Source organism: Streptomyces cahuitamycinicus (genome assembly GCF_002891435.1).
Classification (GTDB): Bacteria; Actinomycetota; Actinomycetes; order Streptomycetales; family Streptomycetaceae; genus Streptomyces; species Streptomyces cahuitamycinicus.
Genome location: NZ_POUC01000142.1, coordinates 1 through 17,941, shown reverse-complemented (window position 1 = coordinate 17,941; position 17,941 = coordinate 1). Strand labels below are relative to the sequence as shown.

Genomic DNA, 17,941 nt, shown 5'->3' with positions numbered 1-17,941 from the left:
GATGTTTATAAGAGACAGCCCCCGGGCACCCGCCCCGCATGCATCCCGGACACGCCCGAGGGCGGCACCCCCTGTCGGAACAGGAAGTGCCGCCCTCGGCAAGGACGTGATCGACCGGGTCGATCAGAAGTCCATGTCACCGCCCGGCATGCCGCCGCCGGCGGGCGCGGCGTTCTTCTCCGGCTTGTCGGCGATGACGGCCTCGGTGGTGAGGAACAGCGCGGCGATGGAGGCGGCGTTCTGCAGAGCGGAACGGGTCACCTTCGCCGGGTCGATGATGCCCTCGGCGATCATGTCGACGTACTCACCGGTCGCGGCGTTCAGGCCGTGGCCGACCTGGAGGTTGCGGACCTTCTCCACGACGACGCCGCCCTCGAGACCACCGTTGACGGCGATCTGCTTCAGCGGGGCCTCCAGCGCGAGCTTCACGGCGTTGGCGCCGGTCGCCTCGTCACCCTCGAGCTCCAGCTTCTCGAACACCTGGGAGGCCTGGAGCAGGGCCACGCCACCACCGGCGACGATGCCCTCCTCGACGGCCGCCTTGGCGTTGCGCACGGCGTCCTCGATGCGGTGCTTGCGCTCCTTGAGCTCCACCTCGGTGGCGGCACCGGCCTTGATGACCGCGACACCGCCGGCGAGCTTCGCCAGGCGCTCCTGCAGCTTCTCGCGGTCGTAGTCCGAGTCGCTGTTCTCGATCTCGGCGCGGATCTGGTTGACCCGGCCCTGGACCTGGTCGGCGGAGCCGGCACCGTCGACGATGGTGGTCTCGTCCTTGGTGATGACGACCTTGCGGGCCTTGCCCAGGAGGTCGATCGTGGCGTTCTCCAGCTTGAGGCCGACCTCCTCGGAGATCACCTCGCCGCCGGTGAGGATGCCGATGTCCTGCAGCATCGCCTTGCGGCGGTCGCCGAAGCCCGGGGCCTTGACGGCGACGGACTTGAAGGTGCCGCGGATCTTGTTGACGACCAGGGTCGACAGGGCCTCGCCCTCGACGTCCTCGGCGATGATCAGCAGCGGCTTGCCCGACTGCATGACCTTCTCCAGGAGCGGGAGCAGGTCCTTGACGTTCGAGATCTTGGAGTTCGCGATCAGGATGTACGGGTCGTCGAGGACGGCCTCCATACGCTCCATGTCGGTCGCGAAGTACGCCGAGATGTAGCCCTTGTCGAAGCGCATACCCTCGGTGAGCTCAAGCTCCAGACCGAAGGTCTGGGACTCCTCGACGGTGATGACGCCTTCCTTGCCGACCTTGTCCATGGCCTCGGCGATGAGCTCGCCGATCTGGGTGTCGGCGGCGGAGATGGAGGCCGTGGAGGCGATCTGCTCCTTGGTCTCGACGTCCTTCGCCTGCTCCAGCAGGGCGGCGGAGACGGCCTCGACGGCACGCTCGATACCGCGCTTGAGGGCCATGGGGTTGGCGCCGGCGGCTACGTTGCGCAGGCCCTCCTTGACCAGGGCCTGGGCGAGAACGGTCGCGGTGGTCGTACCGTCACCGGCGACGTCGTCCGTCTTCTTGGCGACTTCCTTGACCAGCTCGGCGCCGATCTTCTCGTACGGGTCCTCGAGCTCGATCTCCTTGGCGATGGAGACACCATCGTTGGTGATCGTGGGGGCGCCCCACTTCTTCTCGAGGACGACGTTGCGGCCCTTGGGGCCGAGCGTCACCTTCACGGCGTCCGCGAGCTGGTTCATGCCGCGCTCGAGGCCGCGCCGCGCCTCCTCGTCGAACGCGATGATCTTGGCCATGTGAAGTGGTCCCTCCAGGACTGGGGGTGATTACTTCGGACCGCGCCCGCGCCCGCGACGGACGGCTCGCCTGCCTCGTGGTTCCTTCCCACCCGGCCTGCGGGCCTCACCGACCCGGTCCTTACGTTGTCACTCTCACCTTCAGAGTGCTAACGCAATGATTAGCACTCGACCCCCGAGAGTGCAAGGCGCGCTCGCGTGGCGGGCGCTCGTCGAGGGGTGGCGATCGGGTGAGCCGAGGGGTGACGGGCGGGCGCGAGCGCCCCTTGGGCCGGGCACGGGCGTCGGCCCCCGCGACCACCGCCGGCCAGGCCGTTCGACCACGCGGAAGGGCCCGCACCCCGGGGGGCACGGGCCCTTCTGAGAAGACCGGTCGCGTGAGCGTTGGTCGTGGTGCGCGTTCAGGCAGCGACGCGAACCATGTCGGCCTGCGGTCCCTTCTGGCCCTGCGAGATCTCGAACTCGACCCGCTGGCCCTCTTCAAGGGTGCGGTAGCCGTCCATCTGAATCGCGCTGTAGTGGACGAAAACATCCGCACCACCGTCGACCGCGATGAAGCCGTACCCCTTCTCCGCGTTGAACCACTTGACGGTGCCCTGAGCCATGCCTAACTCCCCTATTACTGGCCCTTGCACAGATCCACACTTCGCGGATCCGGGTCAGACCTCACCCCCCACGGTTGGGGGCGTGCGCCGGAACGCGTCGACCGCGGCCGAATGTATCTGTCCAACTGCCGTCTGCAACAGGTCAATCGGACGAGAATTCTGGACGCGCAGGGTCCGGAATGTGGGGAGAATTCGCCTGAATTCAGGGCAAGTCGGGCTCCACAAAGGGAACAAAAGCCTCGAAAGACGCGCACACTTTGGCTACATCTTGTCGGACTCGCGGCAGGAATTCAGGGTTCCGATCAGCGGATCGGTATCGCGTTCCCCAACTGTACCCCGCTCAACCACACAGAATTGCCCCCTCCGCTTCTCTCACGGAGGGGGCAATTCGATGAACTCTCGGTAATCGTCGTTACCGAAGGTAACAAACAGGCCGGTCGACCCGTTCAGCCACCGGCGACGGCGGGAATGATCGACACACCGGCACCGTCCGGCGTCGCCGTCTCCAGCCCCTGCTCGAACCGCACGTCGTCGTCGTTCACGTACACGTTGACGAACCGGCGCAGCTTGCCCTGGTCGTCGAGCACCCGGGCGGCGATCCCGGTGTGGTTCTTCTCCAGGTCGGCGATGACCTCACCGAGGTTCGCGCCCTCGGCGGCGACCTCGGCCTGCCCGCCCGTGTAGGTGCGCAGGATGGTGGGGATGCGGACGGTGACGCTCATGACTTCAAAACCTCCGGGTTGGGTGACGCACCTGCTTCCAGGGGCGCGGGGCTGTGCCGATATGCGGCTCCGCCGCGTGGGCGCGACCAGCCCCCCACCGGCCCGCAGCGAACAACGGTCAGACGAGTCCCGCGTCCCGGAACGACTCCAGGCTGGGGCGAATGGTCGCCGTGAGCCCGGTCCCGGCCACCGCATCCAGCGTCTTCAGACCATCACCGGTGTTCAGGACGACGATCGACTTCGACGGGTCGAGCAGCCCGTTCTCCAGCAGCTTCTTCGTCACGCCGACCGTCACACCACCGGCGGTCTCCGCGAACACACCCTCGGTCCGCGCCAGCAGCTTGATCGCCTCGACGACCTGCTCGTCGTTCACGTCCTCCACCGCACCGCCGGTCCGCCGCGCGATGTCCAGCACGTACGGCCCGTCCGCCGGATTGCCGATCGCCAGCGACTTGGCGATCGTGTCCGGCTTCTGCGGCCGTACGACGTCGTGCCCGGCCTTGAAGGCCGTGGACACCGGCGAGCAGCCGAGCGCCTGCGCGCCGAAGATCTTGTAGGGCTTGTCCTCGACCAGCCCGAGCTTGATCAGCTCCTGGAGACCCTTGTCGATCTTCGTGAGCTGCGAGCCGGAGGCGATCGGCACGACCAGCTGGTCCGGCAGCCGCCAGCCGAGCTGCTCGCAGATCTCGTACGCCAGGGTCTTGGAACCCTCCGCGTAGTACGGCCGGAGGTTGACGTTGACGAAGCCCCAGCCCTCACCGGCAGGGTCGCCGATCAGCTCGGAGCAGAAGCGGTTCACGTCGTCGTAGTTGCCCTCGATGCCGACGAGCTCGCCGCCGTAGACCGCGGCCATGACGACCTTGCCCTGCTCCAGGTCGTGCGGGATGAACACGCAGGAGCGGAAGCCGGCGCGGGCCGCGGCGGCACCCACGGCGCCGGCGAGGTTGCCGGTGGAGGAGCAGGAGAGCGTGGTGAAGCCGAAGGCGCGGGCGGCCTCGATGGCCTGGGCGACGACACGGTCCTTGAAGGAGTGCGTCGGGTTGCCGGAGTCGTCCTTGATGAACAGCTTGCCGGCGTCGACGCCCAGCTCGCGCGCGAGGTTGTCGGCCTTGACGAGCTGGGTCCAGCCCGGATTGATGTTCGGCTTGTCCGCGACGTCGGCCGGGACCGGCAGCAGCGGGGCGTAGCGCCAGATGTTCGCCGGGCCCGCTTCGATCCGCTTGCGGAGCTCCTCGGTGTCGTAGGCCGAGAAGTCGTAGGCGATCTCCAGCGGGCCGAAACACTCCTCGCACGCGAAGACCGGTCCGAGGGGTACGCGGTGACCGCACTCGCGGCAGCTCAGCGCCGCGGCGGGACCGAGGTCTACGGTGGAGTCAGTGGTGTTTGCGACAGTCTGCACAGCCATGTGAGGCGAGGCCCTTCCTCATCTTCCTCACGACGCATCTCGCCGTGAGACGGATTTGGCACCTTCCCGAGCCGGGACCTCGCGGAGCGGTCGACAGTGACCTACGAGTATCGGCTGGAGGGTTGCCGGGGCTTCATCGGGCCGTATCCCTCTGCCCCTCTGGATGAGCTGTATGTGGTTGTAGGCGGCGGGTGACGCCGGACATGCGATGGTCATCCGCCTCGTTCAAGACTGTAACCGACGACCAGGACAGTTGAGATAGTCGTCCGAAACGCGAGATGACTGTACCCGTCAGCCGCTACCGCGGCGGGCAGTGCGTCCCGCCGAGAGCACGCAGAGGAGCCGCCACTGTGCTGGAAGAAGTCGAGCGCTGGCTGAGCGCGCGTTCCTGGTCGGCGAACGATCGCCCGCTCCACCAGATCCTGGCCGCCAAGCAGCGCACGGGCCGGACGGTCAGCGTCGTGCTGCCCGCCCTCGACGAGGAGGCGACGGTCGGCGACATCGTCGCCGTCATACGCCACGACCTGATGCGGCAGGTCCCGCTCGTCGACGAGCTGGTCGTCGTCGACTCCGGCTCGACCGACCGTACGTCGGAGGTGGCCGCCGCCGCGGGCGCCCGGGTGGTGCACCGGGACGGGATACTGCCGCGTCTGCCCGCCGTGCCCGGCAAGGGCGAGGTGCTGTGGCGTTCGCTGCTCGTCACCCGCGGGGACATCGTCTGCTTCGTCGACGCCGACCTCAGGGACTTCTCGTCCGACTTCGTCTCCGGGATCGTGGGCCCGCTGCTCACGGACCCGGACGTGGACCTGGTGAAGGCCATGTACGACCGGCCGCTCTCCGGTGCCGCCGGGCAGGGCGGCCGGGTCACCGAGCTGATGGCACGCCCGCTGCTCAACATGCACTGGCCGCGGCTGGCCGGCTTCGTGCAGCCGCTCGGCGGCGAGTACGCGGCCCGCCGCTCACTGCTGGAGCAGCTGCCGTTCCCCGTCGGCTACGGCGTGGAGCTGGGGATGCTGGTCGACGCCCTGCACCTGGTGGGCCTGGACGCCCTCGCCCAGGTGGACGTCGGGGTGCGCAAGCACCGGCACCAGGACGGGCAGGCGCTGGGCCGGATGGCCGCCGCGATCTACCGCACGGCCCAGCTGCGGCTGGCCCGCGGGCATCTGATCCGGCCGTCCCTGACCCAGTTCGAGCGGGGGGAGGACGGCTTCGAGCCGCGAACGTACTCGGTGGACACCGAGGAGCGTCCGCCGATGGTGGAGATCGCCGAGTACCAGGCGCGCAGGGCGGCCTGACCGGGGCCGTTTTCGGCCGCGTACGGCAGATCCGCACGTTTGAGCGTTTCCGGGCCGGGCTAGGTTGAGGCTTATGGCTTCAACGTACGGTGCTGCGCAGGTGCTGGTGGCCTCCAACCGGGGTCCGGTCTCCTACACGGTGGGTGAGGACGGTTCGCTGGACGCCAAACGGGGCGGCGGCGGGCTGGTGTCCGGCCTCTCCGCGATCGGCTCGGACGCGGACGCGCTGTGGGTGTGCTCGGCGCTGTCCGACGGCGACCGGGAGGCGGTCCGGCAGGGCGTCGGCGAGGACGGCGTACGGATGCTGGACATCCCGGCCGACGTGCACGCCGACGCGTACAACGGCATCGCCAACTCGGTCCTGTGGTTCGTGCACCACATGCTCTACCAGACACCCCTGGAGCCGGTCTTCGACGCGGAGTTCCGGCGGCAGTGGGCGTCCTACGAGACGTACAACCGGGCGTTCGCCGAGGCGCTGGCCGAGGAGGCGGCGCGGGGCGCGGCGGTCGTCGTACAGGACTACCACCTGACGCTGGTGCCGGGCATGCTCCGCGAGCTGCGGCCCGACCTGCGCATCGGCCACTTCTCGCACACGCCGTGGGCGCCGCCCGAGTACTTCCGGATGCTGCCGGACGACGTGGCCGCGCAGGTGCTGCGCGGCATGCTCGGCGCGGACCGGCTGGGCTTCCTCACCGAGCGCTGGGCGGAGGCGTTCACCGCGTGCGCCGAGCGGTTCGCCGGCGGGCTCGGCGGCACGCGGATCGGCGTGCACGGGCTGGGGGCCGACGCGGACTTCCTGCGCAAGCGGGCCCACGAGCCGGACGTCGAGGAGCGGATCGCCGCGCTGCGGCAGGAGATCGGCGAGGGCCGCCGCACCATCGTCCGGGTCGACCGCACCGAGCTGTCCAAGAACATCGTGCGCGGCCTGCTGGCCTACCGCCGGCTCCTCGAGACCCACGCCGAGTGGCGCGAGCGGGTGGTGCACGTGGCCTTCGCGTACCCCTCGCGGCAGGACCTCGCGGTGTACCGGGACTACACGGCCGAGGTGCGGCGGCTCTCGGAGGAGATCAACGCCGAGTACGGGACGCCGGGGTGGACGCCGGTCGTACTCAACCTCAAGGACGACTTCGCCCGCTCTCTGGCCGCCTACCGGCTGGCCGACGTGGCGCTCGTCAATCCCATCCGGGACGGCATGAACCTCGTCGCCAAGGAGGTCCCGGTCGTCTCCGACGCGGGCTGCGCGCTGGTGCTGTCGCGGGAGGCCGGGGCGCACGAGGAGCTCGGCGAGGACGCGATCACGGTCAACCCCTACGACGTGACGGGCACGGCCGCGGCCCTGCACGAGGCGCTGTCGATGCGCCCGGAGGAGCGCGCCGAGCGCTGCAAGCGCCTGGCGGCGGCGGCGACGGCACTGCCGCCGGCCCAGTGGTTCGTGGACCAGCTCGACGCGCTGAGGGGCTGAGGGGCGATGAGCACGAACGCGTTGCCCGCGCCGGTCACGAAGGCCGGGCAGGACGGGCTCGCCGCCCTGCTCGCCGATCCCGGCAAGGCGCTGGTCGCACTGGACTTCGACGGCACGCTCGCCCCGATCGTCGCCGACCCGGAGCTGGCCCGGGCCCATCCGAACGCACTGGGCGCGCTGGTGGCGCTCGCCCCGAGGGTCGCCGCCGTCGCGGTGATCACCGGCCGGCCGGCCGAGGTCGCCGTACGCAACGGCGGCTTCGCGGGCGTACCTGGTCTTGAGCACCTGGTCGTCCTCGGGCACTACGGCGCCGAGCGGTGGGACGCCCGCAGCGGCGAGGTCACCGCCCCCGAAGCGCACCCGGGCGTCGACGCCGTCCGCGCCGAGCTGCCCGGGCTGCTCGAAGGGAGCGGGACCTGGGTCGAGGACAAGGGCCGGGCGGTGGCCGTGCACACCCGCCGGGCCGCCGACCCGCAGGCCGCCTTCGACGCCCTGCGCGAGCCGCTCACCGGCCTGGCGATGCGGCACGGCCTGATCGTCGAGCCCGGCCGCATGGTCCTCGAACTGCGCCCGCCCGGCATGGACAAGGGCGCCGCCCTCACCGGATTCGCCCGGGAGATCGGCGCCGGGTCGGTCCTCTTCGCCGGCGACGACCTGGGCGACCTGCCCGCCTACGCCGCCGTCGACACCCTCCGCACGTCCGGCACCCCGGGTTTGCTGGTGTGCAGCGGCAGCGACGAGGTGACGGAACTGCGGGAGCGGGCGGATCTGGTGGTGGACGGCCCGGAGGGCGTGGTGGAGCTGCTGTCCGTGCTGGCCGATCGAATCGGCTGAGGGGGGCGCCCCCTCAGGGGCGAGGGGAACTGCGCGATCAACCCCCACGCACCCGCACCCGCACCCGGCGAACAACCGAAAAGCCCTGTCACCGCTCGCCCCGACGCCGCTCCCGAACCCGCCGCAGCCGATTGACCGTCACCGGGTCATGGGCCAAAGCCCTGGGATCATCCAGCAGCGCATTGAGAAGCTGGTAATACCGCACGGGCGCCAGCCCCAACTCCTCACGAACGGCCCGCTCCTTCACGCCAGGCCCGGAGAACCCCCGCCGCTCAAGAGCAAGAACGTCCCGCTCGAGACGCCCAAGCCCCTGCTCACCCGCGTCCTCATCCATGAACGGCACCGTAACGCCCACCACCGACAGCGGAGCTACTCCGCGCTCTCCGCCCGGCCGGCCGCCGCCTGGAGGTGGCCGAGGACGCCCGAGGGGCTGCCGCCGGGCGCGACGGCCTTGCCGATCTGCTGCTTGACCTGGGCGCTGACGTCGGCCCAGGACGTCTTGCCGACCGGGTAGAGCTCGGAGGCCAGCAGCTCCTCCAGGAACGGCCTGAGGTGCCGGTCCTCGTCGGAGTCGGCCATGGTGCCGGACGCGGAGGAGGTGACCGGCAGCAGGTCGTACTCGCGGGAGAAGGCCAGCACGTTCTTCTCGCTGTAGACGAAGTCCAGGAAGTCGCCCACCTGGTCGCGGTGGCCGTTCGCGCGGAACGCCGTCATCCAGTCGGAGACACCGAGCGTGGACTTGCTCGGGCCCTCGTTGCCCGGTGTGGGCACCATCCCGTACTTGACGCCGCTCTTGGCGGCCGTCTTCATCAACGAGGGGTGGCCGTTGAGCATGCCGACCTCGCCCTTGGCGAAGGCGGCGAACGCGGCGGCCCGGTTCAGCTCGCCCGGCGCGACCGGCCCCGTCAGGTCCTTGCCGACCAGGTCGTTCTTCAGCCAGGTGAAGGTGTCGATGTTCTCCGGGGAGTCGATGCCGTAGCTGTCGACGCTGTCGGTGTAGCCGCCCCCGCCGCTGAGCATCCACTGCATGGTCTCGGCCTGCGCCTCCTCCGGGCCGAGCGGCAGCGCGTACGGGTACGTCACGCCCTCGGCCTTGAGCGCCTCGGCGTCCTCGGCCAGGTCGTCCCAGGACTCGGGCGGGGTGATGCCGGCCTTGGCGAAGAGGGTCTTGTTGTAGAAGAGGACGCGCGTGGAGGCGGCGAACGGCATCCCGTACTGCACGCCCTTCACCTGGCCCGCGGAGGCCAGCTGCCCGACGAAGTCGGCCTGCACGGGTATGGAGAGCAGGTCGTCGGCCTTGTAGAGCTGGTTCTTGGCCGCGTAGTCGGCGTAGGCGCCGATCTGCGCCATGTCCGGCGGGTCACCGGCGGCGACCATCTCCCTGACCTTGCGGTCGACGTCGTTCCAGGAGTAGACGCTGACGTCGATGGAGACGTCGGGGTGGTCGGCCTCGTACTCCTCGGCGAGCTTGTCCCAGTACTTCTTCGAGCTGTTGGCCGGGCTGTCGCCGTAGTCGGCGGCGACCAGCTTGAGCGTCACGTCCTGGGAACCGCCCGTGATGCCGCAGCCGCCGAGAACCGCCGTCATGCCCAGTGCGGACGCCGCCGCGATCGTTCCTGCCATTCGCCGCCGCTGCACCGCTGCTCTTCCCCAACCCTGGCGTCGCCGCCTTTGAAGCTTTTCGATATCCGGATTAAGGTCTACACCACGTGAGTGGACTAGACCTCTTGCGGGTCCCCGGGTCACACTGTGTCCGTGAGACATGTCATCGCCCTCGACGTGGGCGGCACCGGAATGAAGGCAGCCCTGGCCGGGCCGGGGGGCGAGGTGCTGCACCGGGCCCGCCGGGCCACGGGACGCGCCCAGGGGCCGGGCGCCGTCGTCGCGGGCATCCTCGACTTCGCCGCCGAGCTGCGCGCCTACGGCGCCGAGCACTTGGGCACGCCCGCGTCCGCCGCCGGCGTGGCCGTCCCCGGCATCGTCGACGAGGCGCGCGGCGTCGCCGTCTACGCGGCGAACCTCGGCTGGCGCGACGTCCCCCTGCGCGAGCTGCTGACGCAGCGCCTCGGCGTCCCGGTCGCCCTGGGCCACGACGTGCGCACCGGCGGCCTCGCCGAGGGCCGGGTCGGTGCGGGCCGGGGCGCGGACCGGTTCCTGTTCGTGGCCCTGGGCACCGGCATCGCGGGCGCCATCGGCGTCGACGGCCGGGTCGAGGCGGGCGCGCACGGCTTCGCGGGCGAGATCGGCCACATCGTCGTACGCCCCGGCGGGTCCCCCTGCCCGTGCGGGCAGTACGGCTGCCTGGAGCGCTTCGCTTCGGCGGCGGCCGTGACCGAGGCCTGGGCCGCGGCCTCCGGCGACCCGGGCGCGGACGCGGCGGACTGCGCGAAGGCGGTGGACTCCGGCGACCCGAAGGCCCGGGCGGTCTGGCAGGACGCCATCGACGCCCTCGCTGACGGCCTGGTCACGGCTGTGACCCTGCTGGACCCCCGCACCCTGATCATCGGCGGCGGGCTGGCCGAGGCCGGGGAAACCCTCTTCACACCCCTGCGGGAAGCGATCCGCAGCCGCGTCACCTTCCAGAAGCAGCCGACGGTCGTCCCCGCGGCGCTGGGGGAAGTGGCCGGATGTCTGGGCGCCGGACTCCTGGCCTGGGATCTCCTCGACAACACCGACCGCACGGAGGTAACGCCCTGATGGCAGCCGACTCAGGGGCGCGGGGAACTGCGCGAACAACCACGACGCACCCGCACCCCGCGACGGCCGGACACCCCACGGTCCTCACCGGCGCGACCGTGGTCCTCCCCACCGGAACCGTCGAAAAAGGCCAGGTCGTTGTCGACGGCACCCGCATCACCCGGGTCGCCCCGGAAAACGCCCAGGTCATCGACGTAACAGGCCACTACGTGATCCCCGGCTTCGTCGACCTGCACAACCACGGCGGCGGCGGAGCCTCCTTCACCTCCGGCTCGGTCGACGACATCCTCAAGGGCATCCACACCCACCGCCTGCACGGCACGACCACCCTGGTCGCCTCCACCGTCACCGGTAACATGGACTTCCTCACCCGGCGGGCCGGCCTGCTGAGCGAACTCGCCGAGCAGGACGACGTCGCCGGCATCCACTTCGAGGGCCCGTTCATCTCCCCCTGCCGCAAGGGCGCCCACTCCGAGGCCCTCCTGCGCGACCCCCACCCCGCGGACGTCCGCAAGCTGATCGACGCGGCCCGGGGCCGGGCGAAGATGCTCACGCTGGCCACCGAGCTCCCCGGCGGCCTGGACTCCGTACGCCTCCTCGCCGACCACGGCGTGATCGCGGCGATCGGCCACACGGACGCCACGTACGAGCAGACGGTCGAGGCCATCGACGCGGGCGCCACGGTCGCCACCCACCTCTTCAACGCGATGCCCCCGCTCGGCCACCGCTCCCCCGGCCCGATCACGGCACTCCTGGAGGACGACCGGGTCACCGTCGAGCTGATCAACGACGGAACGCACCTGCACCCGGCGGCACTCCAGCTGGCGTTCCACCACGCGGGAGCGGACCGCGTCGCGTTCATCACGGACGCGATGGACGCGGCCGGCTTCGGCGACGGGCGCTACTGGCTGGGCCCGCTGGAGGTGGAGGTCGCGGACGGCGTGGCCCGGCTGGTCGAGGACGGCACGATCGCCGGCTCGACCCTCACGCTGGACCGCGCCTTCCAGCGGGCGGTCACGGTCGACGGCCTGTCCGTCGAGGACGCGGTGACGGCCCTGTCCGCCACCCCGGCCCGGCTGCTCGGCATGGCCGACACGATCGGCTCACTGGAGCCCGGAAAATACGCCGACCTGCTGATCCTGGACTCCGCGTACGAGGTGAAGGGCGTGATGCGCCGGGGTGAATGGGTGGTCGGTCCCCAACTGGGCTGATCCATCCCCCAGTCGAAGACGGTGGCCGACTCCAGGACTGGGCCGGCCGCCGTCTCTTTGACATGATCAGGGAACGTTCACGGCAACAAGCGCGTCTGCGGGGAGGTCGTCCCGGTGATCCTCACGGTCACGCTGAACAGCGCTCTCGACATCACCTACCGCGTACGGTCCCTCAGGCCGCACGCCTCGCACCGCGTCTCCGAGGTGACGGAACGCCCCGGCGGCAAGGGCGTGAACGTGGCCCGGGTCCTCGCGGCCCTCGGGCACGAGGTGACGGTGACGGGATTCACGGGCGGGGCGACGGGCCGGGTCGTGCAGGAGAAGCTCGCGGCGGTACCGGGCGTGATGGACGCGCTGGTCCCCCTCTCGGGCGCGACCCGCCGCACGGTCGCCGTGGTCGACGAGCGCACCGGCGACACCACCCAGCTGAACGAACCGGGTCCGACGGTCCTGCCCGCCGAGTGGTCGGCGTTCCAGGAGGCCTACGAGGACCTGCTCCCCTCCGCCACCGCTGTGGCCCTGTGCGGCAGCCTGCCGCCGGGCGTCCCGGTGGGCGCGTACGCGGGCCTGATCCGTACGGCCCGCTCCTTCGGTCTCCCGGTCCTCCTGGACACCAGCGGCGAACCCCTGCGCCGGGGCGTCGCGGCCCGCCCCGACATCATCAAGCCGAATGCCGACGAACTGGCGGAACTGACGGGCTCCCACGACCCACTCCGCGCGACCCAGGACGCCCGCCGCCGGGGCGCGGGCGCGGTGGTCGCCTCCCTCGGCCCCGGGGGCCTCCTCGCCGCCACCCGAGAGGGCCGCTGGCGAGCGACCCCACCGACCTCGCTACGGGGCAACCCGACGGGCGCGGGCGACGCGGTGGTGGCGGCCCTGCTCTCGGGCCTGGTGGAACACCTCCCCTGGCCGGACCGCTTGGCCCGGGCCATCGCCCTGTCGGCGGCGACGGTGCAGGCACCGGTGGCCGGGGAGTTCGACCGGGGGGTGTACGAGGAGCTGCTCGGGAGGGTGACGGTCTCGGCGGAGATCAGCGCGGCCTGACGCAGTGCAGCTGCGCCTGCGATGCCATTTGGACACTGCAGAGTAGCTTTCAGTCAATCTACCGCCCTTTTCTCCACAGTTGTGATCGCCAACATGAGTTGACGATGCACTGCCAATCTCACAAAGGGGCGGGTATGAAAAAGAGGACCGTAGCAACTTGTACCGGCGCAGCAGCTCTTCTGCTGGCCGCATTCGCAACCAGTCCGGCACAAGCACAAGCTGCTGAAACGGCTTACGCAGGGTGCACGACTACTGGCACCTCGGGGGCCGTCAAGATCACAAACTGGCACGGGCCCGCCGCGAAGGTCGGCCTTGAGTTCAACCTGAGCGACATCAGCCCAGACGACCACCACGTGCGGATACGGCTGGTCAGCGAGCAGTACAACGGTAAAAGAGTGAACTGGCCCTGGAGGAAGAATTTCGGCGGGTCGGGAACGACCGAGAACTGGACCAGCAGCGCTTCGGATGATGCAGGGCTTTTCGAAATCGGCGTGCAAGTGGCCAGGTTTGAAGGTGAGAAGCTGCTTAATTCCTGCACCGACTGGGCCTGACGAATAGCCCACACGCAGTTCGGAACACCGCCGGATTACCGAAGCCGGCGGTGTTTCCCGATCAATCCTTTACCTGGCCCGCCTTCAGCCACAACTGGTCCAGGAGGACGTTGCACTTGTCGCCGTCCCCGCAGGACAGCGTGATCGTGTTGGTGCCCTTGTTCAAGGTCGGCCAGGCGTAGGTCTTCGTCCAGCCCTTGGTGAGATCACCGTCCGAGGTATGGGTGAAGTTGCCCATGTTCATCTTGCTGCCGAACGGCTTGCCGTTGACGGTGAGGGTCATCTCCTGGTCCTCGTCCACCGTGCTGTAGCGGGCGAAGACGGTGTAGGTGCCGTCCTTGGGGACACCGTTGACGGTCCAGGTGACGGAGGAGCCGACCTGGTTGAGGTTCCCGACGTAGATGCCGCCGTCGGACTGGGCGCCCTTGACGTCCTGGGCGAGGCTCGCGCCGCCCCCCAGCCGCAGCGCCTTGGCGTCGATCTCAGGCAGGTCCGCCTTGCTCTCGCCCGCCTTGCTCGTCGACGGGCTCGGCTTCGACTCCTCGGACTGGGTCGGGTTCGTGCCCACCTTGTCGGAGGCGGCGTCCTTGTCCTTGTCGCCGCCCAGCATGGCCACGCCGATGCCGATGACGACCGCGGCGACCACCGCGACCGCGCCGATCAGGAGGCCCTTGGTGTTGGGGCCGCGGCCGCCCCGGCCGCCGCCACCGCCGCCCGGCACCTGCTGCTGCGCCGTCTGCGCACCGCCCGGCAGCGTCTCCGGCGCCGCGTAGTGCGCGTTCGGCCGGCTGGGCGTGCCCTGCTGCTGCGGGACCTGGCCGTAGGGCGCCGCCTGGGCGGTCTGCGACTGCTGGCCGTACTGGCGCGTGCCGACCGCGCGCACCCGGTTGACCGAGTTCGGGTAGCCGTAGCCACCGGACGGCGGCTGGGCTCCGTTGGCCTGCCCGTCGGCGTAGAGATAGCCGAACGGGTCGTCGTCCTCGGGCGTGCTCGCGCCGTTGTTGCCGGGCGTCATCCCTTGGTCTCCTCAGTCAGGTGCGGTGCATGCGGTACACGGGTGAGTAAGCGAGCCTACCCGCTCCCGGAGACCCAAACGGGTGACTCAGACCGCATCAACTCACTGACCAGGGCTTCACCCGGCGCGTCTGTGTTGTTTGGGACGAGATCGTTTCTCGACGTACATCCGCTCGTCAGCGGATTTCAACACTTCGTCCGCCGTCATTCCACAGTGTGCCCATCCGATGCCGAAGCTGGCGCCCACCCGGACGGCCCGCCCCTCGGCACGGATGGGCTGGATGATCTCGTTGCGGAGCCGGACCGCGAGGTCCTGGGCGTCGGCCCGGCCGAGCCCGTCGGCCAGGATGACGAATTCGTCACCCCCGAGCCGCGCGACCGTGTCCCCGTCGCGGACGCCGTTGCTCAGCCGCCGGGCGACCTCGATGAGAACCGCGTCACCCGCGTTGTGCCCGAACCGGTCGTTGATCGACTTGAAGCCGTCGAGGTCGCAGAAGAGCACCGCGAGACCCTTGGTGCCGTCGTCGTGGTCGCCGTCGCCGTCCGGGGCGATGGTGTGCACGTGGTGGTCGTAGGCGTCGAGCGGCTCGGCGCCCTGCCGGAAGTCGAAGCCGGGGCCGACCACGTCGAAGGCGGGGTGGCCGTAGGCCGCGTCGATGGATTCCACGGCGGCGTGCGGGGATGACGCGCGTTGACAGAGCCGGGCGGACAGGCGCGAGCGCAGCTCCGCGGAGTTCGGCAGGCCGGTGAGGGAGTCGTGCGAGGCGCGGTGGGCGAGCTGGAGCTCGCGGCGCTTGCGTTCCTCGATGTCCTCGACGTGCGTGAGGAGGAAGCGGGGCCCGTCGGCGGCGTCCGCGACGACGCTGTTGCGCAGCGACACCCACACATACGTGCCGTCGCGGCGGCCGAGGCGGAGCTCCGCGCGTCCGCCCTCGGCCGAGGTGCGCAGCAGGGTGCCTATGTCCTCGGGGTGGACCAGGTCGGAGAACGAGTAGCGGCGCATCGCGGAGGCGGGGCGGCCCAGCAGCCGGCACAGCGCGTCGTTCGTGCGCAGGATTCGGCCGTGCTGGTCGCCGCCCATCTCGGCGATGGCCATGCCGGACGGTGCGTACTCGAAGGCCTGCCGGAAGCTTTCCTCGCTCGCGCGCAGCGCCTGCTGCTCGCGCTCGAGCCGGACGAGGGCGCGCTGCATGTTGGCGCGCAGCCGGGCGTTGCTGATGGCGATGGCGGCCTGGAAGGCGTACATCTGGAGCGCCTCACGGCCCCATGCGCCGGGCCGGCGGCCGTTGCGCGGCCGGTCCACGGAGAGCACGCCGATCAGCTCGCCGCACGCCGCGTTGCCTTGCGGGCCGGGCGCGTACATGGGCGCGAAGAGCCGGTCGGCCGGGTGCCACTCGTCCTCGAAGCGGGGGGCGGGGCCGTCGGTGTACCACTGCGGGACGTCGTCGTCGTCGAGGACCCAGCCCTCGGTGTGCGGTATGAACACCAGGTCGCCCCAGTGCTCGCCCATGCCGAGGCGGCGTTCCCAGGACTCGCGCGAGCCGACACGGCCGGTGATGAGGGCCTCGGCGGCGGGGTTCCCGGCGAAGGCGGCGACGACGAGGTCGCCGTCCGGCCGTACGAGGTTCACGCACGCCAGCTCGTACCCGAGGGCCGCGACGACGCCGTCCGCGACGGTCTGCAGTGTGTCCGCCAGGCTGCGGGCCGTGTTCATGTCGGCCATGACCTGGTGCAGTTGTCGCAGGGACGCAAGGCGGACGTAGGGTTCCGACTCGCTCTCCATGCTCGCCCTCCCCCCGAGACCTCGCAGCGAATCAAGGGTTCTCATCGGCGTATCGTCCTGGCAGCTTCCCAGCCACTGAATCACAGCGCGCTGCTCACTCGGTACACAGGGTCAACAATTCCTACCCCTTGTGACTCAAGTCACAGGCAAACCTGAACAATTGAGTGGAGTTTCTGCGTTCTTCACGTGCGGCCACGAACGCAAACTTTGTCAGGTTGCGCACATGTTTTTCCTACGTGCTCGTTTTTCCTACGTGCTCTCCGGCGTGCCGCGCAGGGTCCGTCGGGAGTCCTAGGACCGTGATCGGGCGGGAGTCCGATGCGGGACGTGCGGGGCGGAGACTAGCGTTTCCAGCGTGCCGAACACTCCCGCTGCCACGTCCCCGATCATTCCGTCGCCCGCCTCCGGGCATGCTGAGGGGGTGAGCAACGACGAGTTCCGCGCCGCCATGTCCCGGCTGGCCTCGGGTGTGGTCCTGGTGACCGCGCAGGAGGCGTCGCTCGACCCGGACGACCCCTCGGCGCCGGATGTCGAGGACGTGGGCATGACGGCCACGGCCTTCATGTCGGTGTCCCTGGACCCGCCCCTGGTGCTGGTGAGCCTGCGCGAGGGCTCCCGCATGGACGATCTGCTGGAGGAGCAGGAGCTGTGGGCGGTCTCGGTCCTGTCCGAGAGCCAGCGGCACATCGCGGGCCGTTTCGCGATGAAGGGCCGCCTCAGCGACCGGCTGCTGTTCGCCGACATCCCGTACACCCGCGGCGAGTACACCGACGCGCCGCTGGTCGGCGGCGCCCTGGCCGTCCTGGAGTGCCGCAGCGAGCAGCGCGTCCGGGCGGGCGACCACACGCTGGTCATCGGCCGCGTCCTGACGGCGCGGGTGCCGAGCGCGGAGGGCGGGCCGCTGACGTACTTCCGGGGCCGGTACCGGCAGTTGGGCTGAGGAAATCGTTGGCCCGGTGGTGAGCCGCCCTCCTAGGGTGCGCGCATGACCGAGACCGGCATGCGCCTCGCAGAAATCACCTCCGGGAACCTCGACGCCGCCCTCGGCATCGCCGTCCGTCCCGACCAGGAGCACGCGGTCGCCCCGGTCGTGAAGTCCCTCGCCGAGGCCTATGTCCACCCCGGCATCGCCTGGCCCCGCCTGATCCTCGACGGCGACCGCCCGGTCGGCTTCCTGATGGCCTTCCTCGACATCGACTGGTACGAGAACGGCGGCGTCCGCCGCTCGGGCCTGTGGCGGTTGAACATCGCGGCCGGTGAGCAGGGCCGGGGGTACGGCCGGTTCGCCGTCGAGTCGGTCGCGGAGGAACTGCGCCGGCGCGGCGGCGAGGAGTTCTACGTCACATGGCACCCGGGGCCCGACGGCCCGGAGAACTTCTACCTCGGACTGGGCTTCCGCCCGAACGGGGAGACCAGCGGAGGCCAGACCGTGGGCGTCATGGAGCTGGTCTAGAACCTAGGACCAGTTCTGCCCGCCGCGCCCCCGCTTCGTCTCCGAGCGCTGCTTCTTCTCCCGCAGCCGGCGTTCGTTGATGCCCCGGGGGATCCGGGTGGGCTTGCGGGGTCTGGGCG

General features: G+C 70.2%; 17 protein-coding genes, 1 pseudogene and 1 riboswitch. Of the genes and pseudogenes, 9 read left to right on the top strand and 9 right to left on the bottom strand.

The annotated features are described in order from the left end of the window. Positions 1–123: 123 nt before the first annotated feature. The 4 genes from groL to thrC form a co-directional block, all read right to left on the bottom strand. Complete coding sequence (gene groL / locus C1J00_RS20195; protein WP_102910466.1) at positions 124–1,746, bottom strand: chaperonin GroEL; 1,623 nt, start codon at positions 1,744–1,746, stop codon at positions 124–126. 401 nt (positions 1,747–2,147) lie between these two features. Further along, positions 2,148–2,351, bottom strand: coding sequence for a cold-shock protein (locus tag C1J00_RS20190; protein ID WP_003949956.1), 204 nt, complete (start codon positions 2,349–2,351; stop codon positions 2,148–2,150). A 446-nt stretch (positions 2,352–2,797) separates the two neighbouring features. Next, positions 2,798–3,073: a MoaD/ThiS family protein gene (locus C1J00_RS20185; protein WP_003991133.1), complete on the bottom strand. Its 276-nt coding sequence runs from the start codon at positions 3,071–3,073 to the stop codon at positions 2,798–2,800. 118 nt (positions 3,074–3,191) lie between these two features. Then, the gene (gene thrC, locus C1J00_RS20180; RefSeq protein ID WP_102910465.1) at positions 3,192–4,478 is read right to left on the bottom strand and encodes a threonine synthase; all 1,287 of its coding nucleotides are present in this window, start codon (positions 4,476–4,478) and stop codon (positions 3,192–3,194) included. A gap of 15 nt (positions 4,479–4,493) precedes the next feature. Further along, a riboswitch (SAM riboswitch) is annotated at positions 4,494–4,648 on the bottom strand. A 180-nt stretch (positions 4,649–4,828) separates the two neighbouring features. On the opposite strand from thrC, the gene C1J00_RS20175 reads away from it, so the two are divergent. The 3 genes from C1J00_RS20175 (at position 4,829) to otsB (ending at position 8,069) form a co-directional block, all read left to right on the top strand. Next, positions 4,829–5,773 carry a glucosyl-3-phosphoglycerate synthase gene (locus C1J00_RS20175; protein ID WP_102910464.1) on the top strand — a complete coding sequence of 315 codons (945 nt, stop codon included), beginning with the start codon at positions 4,829–4,831 and terminating at the stop codon, positions 5,771–5,773. A gap of 73 nt (positions 5,774–5,846) precedes the next feature. Further along, complete coding sequence (locus C1J00_RS20170) at positions 5,847–7,235, top strand: alpha,alpha-trehalose-phosphate synthase (UDP-forming) (RefSeq protein WP_102910463.1); 1,389 nt, start codon at positions 5,847–5,849, stop codon at positions 7,233–7,235. 6 nt (positions 7,236–7,241) lie between these two features. Further along, positions 7,242–8,069, top strand: a complete 828-nt coding sequence (gene otsB, locus C1J00_RS20165) for a trehalose-phosphatase (RefSeq protein ID WP_102910462.1) — start codon at positions 7,242–7,244, stop codon at positions 8,067–8,069. An 88-nt stretch (positions 8,070–8,157) separates the two neighbouring features. Here otsB and C1J00_RS20160 read toward each other — a convergent pair whose 3' ends face one another. After that, positions 8,158–8,403, bottom strand: coding sequence for a DUF3263 domain-containing protein (locus tag C1J00_RS20160; RefSeq protein WP_102910469.1), 246 nt, complete (start codon positions 8,401–8,403; stop codon positions 8,158–8,160). 35 nt (positions 8,404–8,438) lie between these two features. Continuing rightward, the gene (locus C1J00_RS20155) at positions 8,439–9,692 is read right to left on the bottom strand and encodes an ABC transporter substrate-binding protein (RefSeq protein ID WP_102910461.1); all 1,254 of its coding nucleotides are present in this window, start codon (positions 9,690–9,692) and stop codon (positions 8,439–8,441) included. Positions 9,693–9,824: 132 nt separating this feature from the next. Here C1J00_RS20155 and C1J00_RS20150 point away from each other — a divergent pair, with 132 nt between their 5' ends. From C1J00_RS20150 to C1J00_RS20135, 4 genes are all read left to right on the top strand, one after another. Further along, on the top strand, positions 9,825–10,766 hold the full coding sequence (locus C1J00_RS20150) for an ROK family protein (RefSeq protein WP_102910468.1): 942 nt from the start codon (positions 9,825–9,827) through the stop codon (positions 10,764–10,766). Continuing rightward, positions 10,766–11,977, top strand: coding sequence for an N-acetylglucosamine-6-phosphate deacetylase (nagA, locus tag C1J00_RS20145; protein ID WP_180989617.1), 1,212 nt, complete (start codon positions 10,766–10,768; stop codon positions 11,975–11,977). Before C1J00_RS20150 ends, nagA begins: the two co-directional genes overlap by 1 nt. A 114-nt stretch (positions 11,978–12,091) precedes the next feature. Continuing rightward, positions 12,092–13,021, top strand: a complete 930-nt coding sequence (locus C1J00_RS20140) for a 1-phosphofructokinase family hexose kinase (RefSeq protein ID WP_102910459.1) — start codon at positions 12,092–12,094, stop codon at positions 13,019–13,021. Between the two features lie 134 nt (positions 13,022–13,155). Then, positions 13,156–13,572, top strand: a complete 417-nt coding sequence (locus tag C1J00_RS20135) for a hypothetical protein (protein ID WP_102910467.1) — start codon at positions 13,156–13,158, stop codon at positions 13,570–13,572. 61 nt (positions 13,573–13,633) lie between these two features. On the opposite strand, the gene C1J00_RS20130 is transcribed toward C1J00_RS20135, so the two are convergent. Together C1J00_RS20130 and cdgB are read right to left on the bottom strand one after the other, a co-directional pair. Continuing rightward, positions 13,634–14,587 carry a carbohydrate-binding protein gene (locus C1J00_RS20130; RefSeq protein WP_102910458.1) on the bottom strand — a complete coding sequence of 318 codons (954 nt, stop codon included), beginning with the start codon at positions 14,585–14,587 and terminating at the stop codon, positions 13,634–13,636. A gap of 117 nt (positions 14,588–14,704) precedes the next feature. Further along, entirely contained in the window at positions 14,705–16,369 is a 1,665-nt protein-coding gene (cdgB, locus tag C1J00_RS20125; RefSeq protein ID WP_102910457.1) for a diguanylate cyclase CdgB, read from the bottom strand. Positions 16,370–16,724: 355 nt separating this feature from the next. Between cdgB and C1J00_RS20120 the strand changes: the two genes are divergently transcribed. Together C1J00_RS20120 and C1J00_RS20115 are read left to right on the top strand one after the other, a co-directional pair. Continuing rightward, a complete protein-coding gene (locus C1J00_RS20120; protein WP_102910456.1) occupies positions 16,725–17,309 on the top strand; it encodes a flavin reductase family protein in 585 nt (194 codons plus the stop codon). Between the two features lie 45 nt (positions 17,310–17,354). Continuing rightward, a complete protein-coding gene (locus tag C1J00_RS20115) occupies positions 17,355–17,822 on the top strand; it encodes a GNAT family N-acetyltransferase (RefSeq protein WP_102910455.1) in 468 nt (155 codons plus the stop codon). Positions 17,823–17,825: 3 nt separating this feature from the next. Here the strand turns inward: C1J00_RS20115 and C1J00_RS46875 are convergent. Continuing rightward, a pseudogene (locus tag C1J00_RS46875) lies at positions 17,826–17,941 on the bottom strand (aminoacyl-tRNA hydrolase); the annotation flags it as partial.

Excerpts from the sequence above, each read along its gene's own strand:
- C1J00_RS20155 (WP_102910461.1), bottom strand. The coding sequence starts at position 9,692 with ATGGCAGGAACGATCGCGGCGGCGTCCGCACTGGGCATGACGGCGGTT.
- thrC (WP_102910465.1), bottom strand. The coding sequence starts at position 4,478 with ATGGCTGTGCAGACTGTCGCAAACACCACTGACTCCACCGTAGACCTC.
- cdgB (WP_102910457.1), bottom strand. The coding sequence starts at position 16,369 with ATGGAGAGCGAGTCGGAACCCTACGTCCGCCTTGCGTCCCTGCGACAA.
- C1J00_RS20115 (WP_102910455.1), top strand. The coding sequence starts at position 17,355 with ATGACCGAGACCGGCATGCGCCTCGCAGAAATCACCTCCGGGAACCTC.
- C1J00_RS20160 (WP_102910469.1), bottom strand. The coding sequence starts at position 8,403 with ATGGATGAGGACGCGGGTGAGCAGGGGCTTGGGCGTCTCGAGCGGGAC.
- C1J00_RS20185 (WP_003991133.1), bottom strand. The coding sequence starts at position 3,073 with ATGAGCGTCACCGTCCGCATCCCCACCATCCTGCGCACCTACACGGGC.
- C1J00_RS20170 (WP_102910463.1), top strand. The coding sequence starts at position 5,847 with ATGGCTTCAACGTACGGTGCTGCGCAGGTGCTGGTGGCCTCCAACCGG.
- nagA (WP_180989617.1), top strand. The coding sequence starts at position 10,766 with ATGGCAGCCGACTCAGGGGCGCGGGGAACTGCGCGAACAACCACGACG.
- otsB (WP_102910462.1), top strand. The coding sequence starts at position 7,242 with ATGAGCACGAACGCGTTGCCCGCGCCGGTCACGAAGGCCGGGCAGGAC.
- C1J00_RS20135 (WP_102910467.1), top strand. The coding sequence starts at position 13,156 with ATGAAAAAGAGGACCGTAGCAACTTGTACCGGCGCAGCAGCTCTTCTG.
- C1J00_RS20130 (WP_102910458.1), bottom strand. The coding sequence starts at position 14,587 with ATGACGCCCGGCAACAACGGCGCGAGCACGCCCGAGGACGACGACCCG.
- groL (WP_102910466.1), bottom strand. The coding sequence starts at position 1,746 with ATGGCCAAGATCATCGCGTTCGACGAGGAGGCGCGGCGCGGCCTCGAG.
- C1J00_RS20190 (WP_003949956.1), bottom strand. The coding sequence starts at position 2,351 with ATGGCTCAGGGCACCGTCAAGTGGTTCAACGCGGAGAAGGGGTACGGC.